The 13118-nt window shown below is 71.7% G+C and carries 10 protein-coding genes; 7 read left to right on the top strand and 3 right to left on the bottom strand.

The window, feature by feature from the left end:
• Nucleotides 1–66: 66 nt before the first annotated feature.
• Nucleotides 67–2466: a macro domain-containing protein gene (locus tag ABT041_RS20820; protein WP_351186467.1), complete on the top strand. Its 2400-nt coding sequence runs from the start codon at nucleotides 67–69 to the stop codon at nucleotides 2464–2466.
• 32 nt (nucleotides 2467–2498) lie between these two features.
• Entirely contained in the window at nucleotides 2499–2867 is a 369-nt protein-coding gene (locus ABT041_RS20815) for a DUF6193 family natural product biosynthesis protein (protein ID WP_351186465.1), read from the top strand.
• Nucleotides 2868–2942: 75 nt separating this feature from the next.
• Here the strand turns inward: ABT041_RS20815 and ABT041_RS20810 are convergent, their stop codons facing one another.
• Nucleotides 2943–5495 carry a galactose oxidase family protein gene (locus tag ABT041_RS20810; RefSeq protein ID WP_351186463.1) on the bottom strand — a complete coding sequence of 851 codons (2553 nt, stop codon included), beginning with the start codon at nucleotides 5493–5495 and terminating at the stop codon, nucleotides 2943–2945.
• A gap of 466 nt (nucleotides 5496–5961) precedes the next feature.
• Here ABT041_RS20810 and ABT041_RS20805 point away from each other — a divergent pair, with 466 nt between their 5' ends.
• Nucleotides 5962–6582, top strand: coding sequence for a DUF1326 domain-containing protein (locus ABT041_RS20805; protein WP_351186461.1), 621 nt, complete (start codon nucleotides 5962–5964; stop codon nucleotides 6580–6582).
• 134 nt (nucleotides 6583–6716) lie between these two features.
• Here the strand turns inward: ABT041_RS20805 and ABT041_RS20800 are convergent, their stop codons facing one another.
• Both ABT041_RS20800 and ABT041_RS20795 read right to left on the bottom strand, forming a co-directional pair.
• Nucleotides 6717–7550, bottom strand: a complete 834-nt coding sequence (locus ABT041_RS20800; protein ID WP_351186459.1) for a DUF2182 domain-containing protein — start codon at nucleotides 7548–7550, stop codon at nucleotides 6717–6719.
• A 338-nt stretch (nucleotides 7551–7888) separates the two neighbouring features.
• On the bottom strand, nucleotides 7889–8737 hold the full coding sequence (locus ABT041_RS20795; protein ID WP_351186457.1) for a class I SAM-dependent methyltransferase: 849 nt from the start codon (nucleotides 8735–8737) through the stop codon (nucleotides 7889–7891).
• A gap of 142 nt (nucleotides 8738–8879) precedes the next feature.
• Between ABT041_RS20795 and ABT041_RS20790 the strand changes: the two genes are divergently transcribed.
• From ABT041_RS20790 to ABT041_RS20775, 4 genes are all read left to right on the top strand, one after another.
• Nucleotides 8880–9464 carry a TetR/AcrR family transcriptional regulator gene (locus ABT041_RS20790; protein WP_351186455.1) on the top strand — a complete coding sequence of 195 codons (585 nt, stop codon included), beginning with the start codon at nucleotides 8880–8882 and terminating at the stop codon, nucleotides 9462–9464.
• A gap of 710 nt (nucleotides 9465–10174) precedes the next feature.
• Nucleotides 10175–10576, top strand: a complete 402-nt coding sequence (locus ABT041_RS20785) for a hypothetical protein (RefSeq protein ID WP_351186453.1) — start codon at nucleotides 10175–10177, stop codon at nucleotides 10574–10576.
• Between the two features lie 83 nt (nucleotides 10577–10659).
• Nucleotides 10660–11805 carry a PLP-dependent cysteine synthase family protein gene (locus ABT041_RS20780; RefSeq protein WP_351186451.1) on the top strand — a complete coding sequence of 382 codons (1146 nt, stop codon included), beginning with the start codon at nucleotides 10660–10662 and terminating at the stop codon, nucleotides 11803–11805.
• Nucleotides 11805–13100: an MDR family MFS transporter gene (locus ABT041_RS20775; protein WP_351186449.1), complete on the top strand. Its 1296-nt coding sequence runs from the start codon at nucleotides 11805–11807 to the stop codon at nucleotides 13098–13100. The genes ABT041_RS20780 and ABT041_RS20775 overlap by 1 nt, the downstream gene beginning before the upstream one ends.
• The last annotated feature ends 18 nt before the right edge of the window (nucleotides 13101–13118 follow it).

Raw genomic sequence — 13118 nt, 5'->3', positions numbered from 1 at the left:
GGGCGTTGTCAGTGGTCCGCGATAGCTTCGAGATCGTTCGGAAGAGGGCACGAAGAGGGGGAAATCGTGGGTGTCGAGCGTGCGTTGAAGGTTGTTCTCGTCGATGTCAACGACGAGGTGGTGACGGCCTGGAAGTCCGCGTTCGCGGACACGCCGGCGGTCGAGATCCGGCAGGGTTCCGTTCTCGACGTGGACGTCGACGCGTGGGTGTCCCCCACCAATGCGCGGGGCCGGATGGACGGAGGCGTCGACGCCGTCGTCAAGCGGCACCTCGGCGCCGGGGTCCAGGTGCGGGTGCAGCGGGCGATCCGGGAGCGGTTCGGCGGGAGCCTGCCGGTGGGCAGCGCGGTGTGCGTGCCGTCCGGGGCGGCCGTGCCGCGGTATCTGATCTCGACGCCGACCATGCGGCAGTCCTCGCAGAACGTCAGCGACACGATGAACGTGGCGCTGGCGTGCGCGGCCGCGTTCCAGGCGGTCCACCTGCAGAACCTGGCGAAGCCGGGCAGCATCCGTTCGGTGGCGCTGGTCGGGATGGGCGCGCGGACGGGCCAGGTGCCCGCGCAGGTGTGCGCGAACCTGATGTGGACGGGCTACACGCTCTTCCACGACCACGGGTTCGCGGACTACGACGAGCTGCGGGCGGCGGTACTGGGGCAGCTGGACGACATCGAGGGCGCGGGCCCGACGCAGCGGGTACGGATCAAGACACCGGCCCAGGCGCCGGGCGGGACCCAGGCTCAGGTGCCGGCGCAGGCATCGGACCCGGCACCGGCCCAGACGCCGGACCCGATCCAGCCCCAGACCGCCGGCTCGGCCGAGGCGCCGGATCCGACCCAGCCCCAGGCCCCGGCATCGGCCCAGGACCAGGCCGAGAAGCCTGCCCCCGCGCCCTCGGCCGACCCCCTGGGGCTGGCCGAGCTGTTCAAGGGCGGTGGTGAGCCGTGGCTGCCGCTGCTCGCCCCGGTGATCGAGGCGCAGCCGGGGGCCGGCGCGTTCATCGGCCCGAAGCGGAGCCCGGAGGTGGTTCCGGTGCGGGAGCTGACGTTCCAGGCGCTGAAGCCGCATCCGCCGCACAAGTGGAAGGTGGTCGCCTTCGGGCAGAACCCGTATCCGCGGGCGGAGAGCGCGACGGGCATCGCGATGTTCGACAACACCTTCCACGACTGGAAGGACAGTCAGTTCGGCCGGGTGGTCAGCATTCGCTGCATCATCAAAGCGGCCGCGATGTGGAAGTACGGCATCGCCAAGAAGACGCCGATCGCCGACGTCCGGGCCTTGTTGAAGAAGGAGGACACGGTCCAGCCGCCGGAGTGGTTCCAGGCGATGCTCACCCAGGGCGTGCTCCTGCTGAACGCCTCGCTCACGGCGAGTGCGGACGGGGCGGTGCCGACCGATCAGCACACGTCCTTCTGGCGGCCGGTGGCCGAGCAGATCGTCGAGGAGATCCTCCGCGCGAAGCAGGATGCCGCGGAGGAGGACCGCGGGGTGGTGTTCGCCTGGTGGGGCGCGCACGCGCGGAGCCTGAAGAGGGTCGTCCAGCGGCTCGAGAAGAAGTACCCGGGGGTCGAGGTCCGGCACCTGGACCACGCGAATCCGGCGGCGCAGGGGGACATCTTCTGCGAGGGCGACCACTTCGCCCGGGTGAACGACGCCCTGGCGGCGGTGGGCGCGGAGCCGGTCGACTGGCTGCCGGGCAAGGGCTGGGACCAGCACACGACGGACACCGCCGGTTCGGAGCGGATGGGCGCGTTCATCGCGTCGACGATGGAGCTGCACCAGCTCTATCTGGAGCGGCTCACGAGCGTCAAGGACGAGGGCCTCGTCCTGCCGCCGATCACCGGAGTGTTCGACACGCCGCTGATGGACTTCCGCGAGGCCGTCGAGCCGGTGACGCGGGTGCTCGCGAATCTGGACCGGTACGTCGAGCGGTCGACCCGGTTCGCGGAGACGAAGGCGGCGCAGCCGGAGGCCTCGGGCGGCCTGTCGGCCGACGCGATCTCCGCGCTGTACCTGTACACGTGCGAGTCGGCGTTCTACCGCGAGATCAACGCCGTGCTGAGGTCCCCCGACCGGGAGAGGCTGACCCCGTACCTGCCGTACCTGAGGCTGCTGTTCTCGGCCGTGGCCGACCTTCCGGCGCAGACGCGGCCGCTGTGGCGCGGTGTGGCCCTGGACCTGCGCTCCCAGTATCCGCTGGGCCGCACGGTCACCTGGTGGGGCGTGTCGTCCTGCACGTCCGAGCCGAGCGTGGCCCGGGCCTTCCTGGGCAGCCGCGGCCGCCGCACCCTCTTCGAGGTGACGCCGGCCCGGGCGGTGGGGATCCGCCGCTTCTCCGCGTTCACGGGTGAGGAGGAGTACATCCTCACTCCGGGCACCCGGTTGAAGGTGACGGACGTGAAGACCGAGCGCGGCGGCCTGTGCACGGTCCGCCTGACGGAACTGGAGGGCGAGGCGCTGGTGTCCTAGGAGCGGACGCCGGGGGCGGATGATGTCGGATCATGATGGAGAGTGAAGCGCCCCGCGAGGCGGCGGAGATCGTGGCCGCGGAGTGGCGCAGGGTCCTGGGGATGAGCGAGCGGCGCATCGACCCGGCGATTCCGCGCGCGGCCCACGCACAGCCCGAGTTGCGGGAGCTGTTTCCCATGGTCAGCCATGGCGCGTTGTACTTCAGCCGGTGCACCCGGTCCCCGTGGACCCATGATGTCGCCGCCCTGTTCGCCCGTCCCGGCGGGTTCCATGTGTTCCGGCACTCCGACAAGACGGTGCTCGGTGAACCGGACGCCGTGGAGGAGGCCGTGCGGCTCATCGTGGCCCACCTGCCCGACGGCTGCGGCCCGGCTGTAGACGGAACTCCGGACGACCTGTGACGTACCCGCCCGGGCCGCGACCGGCCCGGGCGGGTGCTTCGGACCGGTCGCGACGGTGTCGTGTCCGTCGTGTCGTCAGGAGACGGTGATGAACCGGGAGATGCTCGGCACCCCCTGGGCGTCCAGGGCGAAGAGCATGTAGGTGCCCGGCAGGACCGTGCCCTTGTCGGCCGGGACGGTCACCGTGTACGTGCCGGTGGCCGTGGCCGTGGAGGCCAGCGGGACCCGCCGCTGGTCGTTGTCCGTGGAGTGGGTCGCGGCCGCGGCCCGCATCAGGACGAAGGAGGCCACCGGCCTGTCGGTGGTCACGGTGAGCGACGTGCCTGCGGCGGCCCGGGCCGGTACGCCGCCGGTGATGGCGGGACGCGGCTTCGGCGAGCCGTCCGCGTTGAGCAGGTACGGCGGGGTGAACACGGCCCCGTCGGCGTGGTTGGTGGCGCAGGTGCCGCACAGTCCGCCGCCGCCGGAGAAGATCCGGCCGTCGGGCAGCAGGTTCGCCACGCTGTGGTAGTTGCGCGGAATGGCCATGGTGGCGAGCGGGGTGAAGCGTCCCGTCGCCGGGTTCCACAGCTCGGGGGTCAGCACGGACGTGGCGTCGCTGAACGGCACGGGATAGGCCTGCCCGCCGAACACCGCGACCTTGCCGTCGGGCAGGACGACGCTGTTGGCGAAGGCGCGGGCGTAGCCCATGTCGCCCGTGCGGGCGGTCTGCACCTGAGTGCCGTCGGTGCTCACGGTGTACGCGCGCCGGGTGGCGGGCGTCTTCTCGTACGCGGTCGAGCCGCCCAGGGTGAGCAGCTTGCCGATGTCGTACGCGACGGCGTTGCCGGTCATGGCGTCCTGGCTGTCGGCCCGGGTGCCGGCGGAGGTGATGGTCCCGTTCCCGCCGGTCGTGATCCAGTTCATCTGCTTGCTCGGGCCGAGCTGGAGCACCTTGCCGCCCGAGGTGGCGTACAGCCACATGTGGTTGTCGGCGCGGTAGGCGCCGGCCGGGTCGGCCGTCATGGCGGGGGCGGCCGGGACGCCGGGAAGCTTGCGCCAGGTGCGGGTGGCCGGGGACCAGACCTCGCCGGCCTTGTCGCCCGTGCCTCCGCTCCAGGATCCGCCGAGGACGAAGGCCTCGCCGGTGGAGAGCAGGGTCATGGCCTGGTAGCCGCGGGCGATGTTCATGTCGGTGGTCGCGGTCCAGGCGTCGGTGGCGGGGTCGTAGATGCTCGCCTTCTGCGCGTTGCTGCCGCCGGTGACCAGGACCCGGCCGTCGGCGAGCATCGCTATGCCCGGACAGAACATGTCGTGGCCGGTGTTGTCGATGCGGCGCTGGGTGACCAGGCCCGTCTTGAGGTCCAGGATCGCGGTCTGGGTGTAGCCGTTGCTGCCGCCGAAGCGGTCGACGGCGTACGCCGACCAGGCCAGGAGTTTGTCGCCCGGCAGGACCGCGGTGGCCACCGGCACCAGCGGGAAGCCGGTGATCCGGCTCCAGGAGCCGTGGGCGGCCGGGTTGGCCGGTCCGCTCAGGCGTATCTCGGCGGCGGAGGTCCAGGGCCCGCGGTTGCCGGCTTCACGGGTCACGGTCAGCCGTATGTAGCGGGCGCTGCTCGCGCGGATGAAGGTGGCGGTCTTGACGGTGTCGTCGTCGCGCCAGGTGCCCGTGGCGACCGCTGCGCCGAAGGTGACGCCGTCGGTGCTGGTGGTGATGGTGTAGGCGCCCGCGCGCCCGTTGACGCCGTCCTTGCGGGGTTGGTAGACGAGGGCGGAGACGGTCGCCGTGCGGTGCATGTCGATGGTGATGCTGTGCGGCAGCGGGACGGGGGTTCCGTAGTACCTGCTGTGCCAGATGGTGCCGGCGTCGCCGTCGAGGACGTTGGCCGCGCGGCCGTTCTCCTTGACGGTCTCCTCGTCGCTCGCCGTGGCGGTCCAGCCGGTCCGGGGCAGGTCGACGGTGGCGGCCGGGGTGCCGGGATCGCCGAGGAGGTTGATCTCCGCGGCCGAGCTCCACGGGCCGCGGTTCCCGGCCTCGGTGAGTGCGGTGAGCCGGACGAACCGGGCGCCCTGCGGGGCGAATCCGAGGGTCTTGGCGCTGGCGTCGTCCGCGAGCGTGCCGGTGGCGACCGGACTGCCCCAGCTCTGGCCGTCGGCGCTCACGCTGATGCTGTACTCACCGATGCGACCGTTGATCCCGGTGGTGCGGGGCTGGTAGACGAGTCCCGAGACCACCGCCGTGCGGTGCATGTCGATGGTGATGCTGTGCGGCAGCGGGGCCGTGGTCCCGGAGTACCTGCTGTGCCAGATGGTGGCCGTGCTGCCGTCGAGGACGTTGGCCGCGCGGCCGTTCTCCCGGGTGGTCTCCTCGTCGCTCGCCGTGGCGGTCCATCCGGTCCGGTCGAGCAGGGGAGCCGCCGGCTCCATGGCGTTCGCCGGCGCCACGCCGTGGTGGGGCGACTGCTGCCCGGTCTGATGGTCGACGGCCCCGGGCGTCGGCCGGGGTGTCGGGCCACGGCCGCCCGGCCAGGTGCTCGCCGCACCGAGCAAGGGGGTGAGCCCGACGAGCAGCGAGCCGAGGGCGAAGGCGATGAGCAGAGGGGAGCGGCGGAAGGCTCTGGCAAGGGCGCGCATGCGTCTGTGCTGCAACCGGACCTCCTGGACGGACCGTGAAAGCGTTGCGGGCCCCTAGAACATAGGGCAGAACGACTCAACTCGACCGTGAAACAGTGGAGTTGGCACGAACCGCCATTGCCGGGAACATCCCCGACGCGATGGGCGACCGTCCGGTCACCCTCCGAGGTCACACCGGGCACGGCCGGGCCGCGGCTGTGATTGCAGCGCCACAGGCACACGCCTAGCGTGGAGGTGAGGAGGCGGTTTCCGTCACTCCGGAAGCCCTGGGAGCTCCGGAAGCTCCGGGACTTCCGGGCACGCAGCTCATGAGGGACGTTTCCCGCGTGATCCGGGCGATGCTGCTGAGAGTGCACGACCGGCCCACCGGCCGTCGGCCCGCGCTGCGCCCGCCTCGGAGCGCACGCTCCCCGCCCCCGCACCCGCTCCCCCGTCCCGCCTGCCACCCCAGGCGGATGTCTCTCAGCAGGAGGAGCACGCCATGACATGGACCATCTCCGGCAACTACGTCGCCGGATGTTCGTGCGCCGTGATCTGCGGCTGCGCGGTCGATGCGAAGCCGCGGGACGCGCAGGGCGGAGAGGAGTGCCTCGGTGTGGGCGTCTTCCACATAGCCGAGGGCCGGCTGGACGACACCGATCTGTCCGGCGTGGACTTCGCTCTGTACAACCAGTTCCCGTCGAACCTGACCTCGGGCAACTGGAAGGTCGGCATCGTCGTCGACAGCGGCGCGAGCGACGACCAGGCGCAGGCCGTCGACACGATCGTGTCCGGCCGCGCGGGCGGCCCGTTCGGCCAGCTGTCCCAGTTCTTCGGCGAGTACCTGGGCATGGAGCGGGCCGACGTCGCGCTCTCGGACGGGGACAAGCCCCGTCTGTCCGTGGGCGGGCGGAGCAACATCGAGTTCACCGCGCTGCGGGGGCCCGACGGAAATCCGACCACGGTGAAGAACGCCCTCTTCGGCTTCGCGCCGGAGTTCACACTGGGGACTGCCAAGGGCACGTCCGAGGCCTTCGGCCTCACCTTCGACAGCTCGTACGGCGAGATCGGTGATTTCACCTTCTCCACCGAGCAGGCCGAGGGCGCCCCGACCGGCCGGTGACCGGCACGCGAACGGGAGCCCACGGACCACCGGTCCGACCAAGGGACCACCGGACATCATCCGGCCCATGAGCCGCCGGACATCATCCGGCCCATGGACCGCCGGACATCATCCGGTCCACGGACCACCGGGCATCATCCGGTCCACCCGGACATCATCTGGTCCATGGGCGTCCCGTCCGTCCCCAGACCCGGAAGCAGCCACTCCTGGAACGGCGCGAGGACGGCAAGGACGACAAAGGCGATGCCGAGCGCGCGGCCGAGCCAGGGGCCGTGGCGCCACAGCTTCTCCAGGAAGATGACGGCGGCCACACCCGCCATGGCCGCCACGTTCATGACCCCGAGCGGGATGAGCACGATCATCAGGCCCCAGCAGCACCCCAGGCAGTAGAGCCCGTGATGCGCACCGACCCGCAGGTCCCGCAGTCGGGGCCGGAAGCGTGCGTACTGGAGCAGCTGATACATCGGGGAGCGGCAGTGCCGGAGGCAGACGCCCTTGAGCGGCCCCAGCTGCTGCAGGCCGGCGACGAGGAAGACCCCGGCACCGATCCAGCGGCCGGCCGTCTCGTGTTCCTGCACCACGTCCGCCGTCAGCGTGAGCAGCCCGTACGCGACGAGGCCGAAGGCCGTCCAGACGAGTAGGTAGCCGCTCACGAACTCCGTGGTGCGTACGGCGCGGCGCCACCCGGACGACTGGCGGCCGATGGCGTGCGCCCAGGTGATGGCCACAGGTGCCACCGAGGGGAACATCATCGCCACCATCATGACCAGCCAGAGCAGCAGGAAGAGCGGCAGCGTCATCCCCATCGTGCCCGGCCCCACCCCCATGCCCCGCGCCTGAGCGGCGGTGAGCACCCAGGCCAGGGCGGCGAGCAGCACCATCAGGGTCCAGGCGAAGGCCAGATCCCGCTTCGGCAGCAGGGCCGGGGACTCGGCCGCCGCCGAGGGCGCGGGGCGAAGACGTGGCATGGGCGCCTCCTCCGGGAGGAAACGCTGACTCCTCCAGAACAGCACACATCCCGGCGGTGAGCCCCTCGGGCGAGTGGCCCTCACACCGCCCCCAGCTGGCGATACCCCTCCCTCGTATCCAAATCCCCCACGCCGCCTTGCATGGTCGGCGACGGCGTCAACGACGCCGCCGCCCTCGCCCAGGCCGACCTCGGCCTCGCCATGGGCCTTCTCCCCCGTCTTCGTCGTCGGCAACAGCCTCCGCCTCCGCGGCTTCCAGGCCGCGGACAAGTAACGGAACGTCAGGATCGGCGGGCCCCGGCAGAAGCCGGGGCCCGCCGCCGTCTCCCCCGCCCCGCTTACTCCGGGCGATCCGCGGTGACCAGCCAGGACATGCTGCGCAGCCGGACGGTGCCGTCCGCCGCCTCGTGGCCGCGCAGGTGGTCGGCGAGGGCGCGCCTGGCGCGGGCCTGCGCGGCCGAGTCGACCTGGCCCATCCAGTGGCCTCCGGGCCCCGTGCCCAGCAGGAACTCCGCCGCGTCGTCGGCTCCGTGTCCCCATGCCCCCTGCGCCGCGACCCGGTCGACGGCCGTGCCGGTGAATCCGGCCGCGGCGAGGAGGGCGTGGATCCGCTCCGGGAACGACAGGGAGAACATGCCGGGCTGCCCCGGCGTACCGAAGTCGCCGACCGGCAGGACGTCGCGCAGTGCCTCCATGGCCACCACCCAGTCGTTGAGGGAGGGCTCGGCCGGGCAGACGAACGCGAGGCGCCCGCCGGGGCGGAGAGCCCGGCGGATGTTGCCGAAGGCCGCTTCGGGGTCGGAGAAGAACATCACCCCGTAGCGACTGATCGCCGCGTCGAAGGCGCCGGCCTCGAAGGGGTGCGTCTGCGCGTCTCCCTGCGTGAACGTGGCGTTGGCGATGCCCTCCCGCGCCGCCTCGGAGCGCGCTTCGGCCAGCATGGGACCCGACAGGTCGAGGCCCACGGCGATGCCTCGGGGCGCCCGGGAGGCGGCGAGGCGCGTCGTCTGCCCGGAACCGCAGCCGAGGTCGAGGGTCCGATGACCCCCGGTGATTCCGACGGCGTCGAGCAGCGGCTCGTTGAAGCCCTCGTTCACGGCGTTCCAGCGGTCCCGGTTGCGGGCCCACTGGGCCCCTTCGGGACCGTTCCACGCTTGCGCCTGCTCGGTGTTGACGACGTCCGGCACGGGTTACTCCTGACAGCACGAAGAAGAATGGGCGTTCGCCCAAACAGTATGGGCGTGTGCCCATACTTGCAAGGGGCTTAGGATCCAGGGGTCGCGCCGCGCGCTCTGCCGTGGCGCCGAACACCGGAAGGAAGAGAGGCCGATGTCCCCCCGTGGTGTGGCGACTCCGGACGTACGCGAGCGACTGTTCGCGGCCGCCGAGCGGATCGTGGAGAGGGACGGGCCGGGTGCGCTCACCAGCCGCTCCGTGACCACCGAGGCGGGCTGCGCGAAGGGGCTGCTGCACACGCACTTCGCGGGACTCGACGAGTTCGTGGCCGAGCTCTGCCTCGACCGCTTCGCACGGACGGCGGCCCAGGCGCGCGCCCTCGCGGAGCTGGCCGGGCAGGGCACGGTGTCCGGCAATCTCGACGTCGTCGTCATGGCGCTCTTCGACCGCGGCGGGCCGGCCCTGTCCGGCCTCGCCCTGACCCGCCCCGCCGCGGCGCAGCGCTTCCGCGAGGCCCTGGAGGGCGGCGCGCCCGGCTTCGCCGCCATTCAGGAGGCGGTCGCCGACTACGTGGAGGCCGAGCGCGCCCTCGGCCGGGTGGCGGACACGGTCGACCCGCACACCGTGGCCCTCGCCGTCGTGGGCACGGCCCACCACCTCTTGATGACCACCTGGCCCGACTCCCCCGACCCGCTACCGGCCATCAAACGCCTGGTGGCCGCACTGGTGGACAAGTAGGACCGGAGAAAAGAGGCGACTCTGCGGGCCCTGAACATCCACCCGCTCCGTAGCGCCTCTTATCGAACCCTGAAATCAGACAACCGACCGAGCACCTGAACGACTTATTCACGCCATGTTTTCGGGAGGGAATTCCGAACCGCACCGAAGAGATGGTTAAGATAACGACGTGATTACAGTCCGGTCGCGCTCGTGCGCGCCGCATTCCCGCCGTCCGGCGGGCCTGCGACGCCTACTCGGCCTGGCCGCACTCCTGTTCGGCCTCCTGGCGGGGCACGGAGTGGACATGGACGGCGTCGCCATTGCCGCGTCGCCCGCCATAACCAGCCTTTCCCACAGCATTCACGGGACCCCCTCCGACCACGGTCCGGAGCACCCGACACACGAATGCACGCCGAGGCCGCCCGAGGGAACACCGGCACCCCAATCCTCGTGTTCCTCCCGACCGGCCGATGCGCCTTGCTCCGCCGCCCCCTGTCTCCGCATTGCCGGCAACGCGGCCGACGCGAACACGGCGCCGGCGGCCGCCCCGAGAGTCCCGACAGTCCTTCAGGTGTAGCTCGCCCCCGCCGCCCGCTGCCCAGGCGCGACCGCGCACCGGGCGGCGAGCAGTGCGACGCGTTCCGCCCCCTGCCCCTGATCTCTCTCGCGGGTACCGCTCCCTCCTGTCACCGAGGGACCGAGACGGTACGGCCCCGCCCGGAGGAACTGTGCCTCGCCCTTCCCACACCCCGCTGATCGGCACCGTGATCGGCGCCCTGCTGCTGTCGGCGCTCCTCTGTCTCACTCCCCTCGGTGGCGCCGGGCATCAGCACTCCACCGACAGAGGACCCGCCACCACCGCGACGCTCAGCCTCTCCACCGAGCACACGGAAGACCAGCCCCCGCAGCACCGGCACCACAACCACGGCACCGACTGCTCCTCGTCGACCCTCGCGACCTCCACCCACCTCGCGACGCGGCACGCTCCCGACGCCCTCGCGCCCGCCGCGTCCTCCGGCGACACCCCCGCCTCGCCGCCCGGCCAGATCCGGACCCCGCCGGACGACCGTACGCCGATAGCCCAGCCCGGCCGCTCGACGCAGACCCGCGTCTGTCGGTGGCGCATCTAGACCGTTCGGCCCCGGCCGCGCACCACGCGGCCCTCTCCCGAACGAGTACGTGACGCGCACCCACCGAAATGAGAGCGGAAAAAATGCACTCCTCCACCACGGACGTCACACCTCCCACCCGCTCCGCCCTGTCCGGGCTGGTAGGCAACACCCCCCTCCTCCGCGTCTCGGAGCCGCTCGCCCCCGCGGGCCGCGGCTTCTGGGCGAAACTGGAGGGCTTCAACCCCGGCGGCATCAAGGACCGCCCGGGCCTCCACATGGTCGAGCGGGCCCGTGCCCGCGGCGACCTGCGCCCCGGCGCACGCGTCATCGAGTCCACGAGCGGCACGCTGGGACTCGGCCTCGCCCTCGCCGGCATGGTCTACGGGCACCCGGTCACCCTGGTCACCGACCCGGGCCTCGAGCCGTCCATGACCCGACTGCTGTCCGCGTACGGAGCCCAGGTCGAGGTCGTCTCCGAACCGCACCCCGCCGGCGGCTGGCAGCAGGCCCGCCGCGACCGGGTCACCCAGCTGCTCGCCCAGCACCCCGACTCCTGGTGCCCGGACCAGTACAACAACCCGGACAACACCACCGCGTACACCCCGCTCGCCCTCGAACTCGCCACCGAGCTCGGCCACATCGACGTCCTGGTGTGCAGCGTGGGCACGGGTGGGCACTCGGCCGGCGTCTCCCGTGTCCTGCGCCAGCTGTATCCGGACCTGACGCTGGTCGGCGTGGACACCATCGGGTCCACGATCTTCGGCCAGCCGGCCCGGACCCGGCTGATGCGCGGCCTCGGTTCGAGCATCTACCCGCGCAACGTCGCGTACGACCAGTTCAGCGAGGTGCACTGGGTGGCCCCGAGCGAGGCGGTGTGGACCTGCCGCCGGCTCGCCACCTCCCACTACGCGACCGGCGGATGGAGCGTCGGCGCCGTCGCTCTGGTCGCCGGCTGGCTCTCCCGCGCCCTGCCCCGGGAGACCCGTATCGCCGCGGTCTTCCCCGACGGACCACAGCGCTACCTCGGCACCGTGTACGACGACGAGTACTGCGCCGCCCACGGCCTGCTCGACGGCCCGCCGGCAGCCGAACCCGACGTCATCGGCCGCCTGGACGAGAAGGAGGTCACCCGCTGGACCCGGTGCACCACCGTCGTCGACCCGCTCACGCTGACCGACGAGGACCGGGCAGCCGCCGACGCCGGCGATGCGGACGTGCTCCCTGACGCCGCGGAGGAGCGGGCCTGATGAAGGGCACCTACTCCCAGTTCCGTTCGTACGAACGCAGCGTGCGGCTGCTGATGGTCAATCAGTTCACCATCAATCTGGGCTTCTACATGCTGATGCCGTACCTCGCCGCCCATCTGGCCGGGCCCCTCGGGCTCGCCGGCTGGCTGGTCGGCCTCGTCCTCGGCGTACGCAACTTCAGCCAGCAGGGCATGTTCCTCGTCGGCGGCACCCTCGCCGACCGGCTCGGCTACAAGCCGATGATCATCGCCGGTCTCGTCCTGCGCACGGTCGGCTTCGCCACCCTGGGCCTGGTGGCCTCCGTTCCCGCGCTCATCGCCGCCTCCGCGGCGACGGGCCTGGCCGGCGCCCTGTTCAACCCGGCCACCCGCGCCTACCTCGCCACCGACGCGGGCGAGCGCAGGGTGGAGGCGTTCGCGCTGTTCAACGTCTTCTACCAGGCGGGCATCCTGCTCGGGCCACTGGTCGGGATGGTGCTCACCGGAGTCGACTTCCGGGTCACCTGCCTCGTCGCGGCCGGCACCTTCGCCGTACTGAGCGTGGTGCAGATCCGTGCCCTCCCCGCCCGCCGGGCGGAGGAGACGAAGAAGAAGGAGGGGCGGAGCGTGCTCGCCGAGTGGCGCGGCATCCTCGCCAACCGGCCGTTCCTGCTCTTCTCGGTGGCCATGATCGGCTCGTACGTCATGTCGTTCCAGGTCTACCTGGCGCTTCCCCTGGAGGTGCGACGGCTCGGAGGCGAAGGCACGTTCGGCACGGCGGCCGTGGCCGTCCTGTTCGCCGTGTCCGGACTGAGCACGATCCTGTTCCAGACGAAGGTGACCTCCTGGTGCAAGGCCCGCATGGAGCCGGGGCGGGCTCTCACCTGGGGGCTGCTCACCATGGGCGTGGCGTTCCTGCCGCTGCTCGTCACCTCGGCGGTTCCCGCGCCGGGCGAGGGCGTCGGCCTGTGGCTGCTCGCCGCCGTACCGCCGACGCTCGCCGCGCTGCTGCTGGCCGTGGGCACGATGATCGCGTACCCCTTCGAGATGGACACGATCGTCCGGCTCTCGGGCGACCGTCTCGTGGCCACGCACTACGGCCTCTACAACACGGTCTGCGGAGTCGGCATCACCGTGGGGAACCTGTTGACCGGAGCGGCTCTCGACGCAGCGCGGAGGGCCGGGCTTTCGGCGCTCCCGTGGCTGGCGCTCACCGCGCTCGGCCTGGCGTGCACCGCCGCCCTGTACGGGCTGCACCGCACGGGCCGGCTCGCGGCTCCCCCGGCCGAGAGGCGCCCGGAGCCCGTCACGGTCTGACGTCACCGTCCGTCCAGC

It is taken from the genome of Streptomyces sp. NPDC002825 (assembly GCF_040295385.1).
Classification (GTDB): Bacteria; Actinomycetota; Actinomycetes; order Streptomycetales; family Streptomycetaceae; genus Streptomyces.
Note: the sequence above shows the minus strand (reverse complement) of the source record. Positions and strands in the feature narration are given on the sequence as shown.

Excerpts from the sequence above, each read along its gene's own strand:
- ABT041_RS20805 (WP_351186461.1), top strand. The coding sequence starts at position 5,962 with ATGACATGGACCATCTCCGGCAACTACGTCGCCGGATGTTCGTGCGCC.
- ABT041_RS20800 (WP_351186459.1), bottom strand. The coding sequence starts at position 7,550 with ATGCCACGTCTTCGCCCCGCGCCCTCGGCGGCGGCCGAGTCCCCGGCC.
- ABT041_RS20775 (WP_351186449.1), top strand. The coding sequence starts at position 11,805 with ATGAAGGGCACCTACTCCCAGTTCCGTTCGTACGAACGCAGCGTGCGG.
- ABT041_RS20780 (WP_351186451.1), top strand. The coding sequence starts at position 10,660 with ATGCACTCCTCCACCACGGACGTCACACCTCCCACCCGCTCCGCCCTG.
- ABT041_RS20815 (WP_351186465.1), top strand. The coding sequence starts at position 2,499 with ATGATGGAGAGTGAAGCGCCCCGCGAGGCGGCGGAGATCGTGGCCGCG.
- ABT041_RS20790 (WP_351186455.1), top strand. The coding sequence starts at position 8,880 with ATGTCCCCCCGTGGTGTGGCGACTCCGGACGTACGCGAGCGACTGTTC.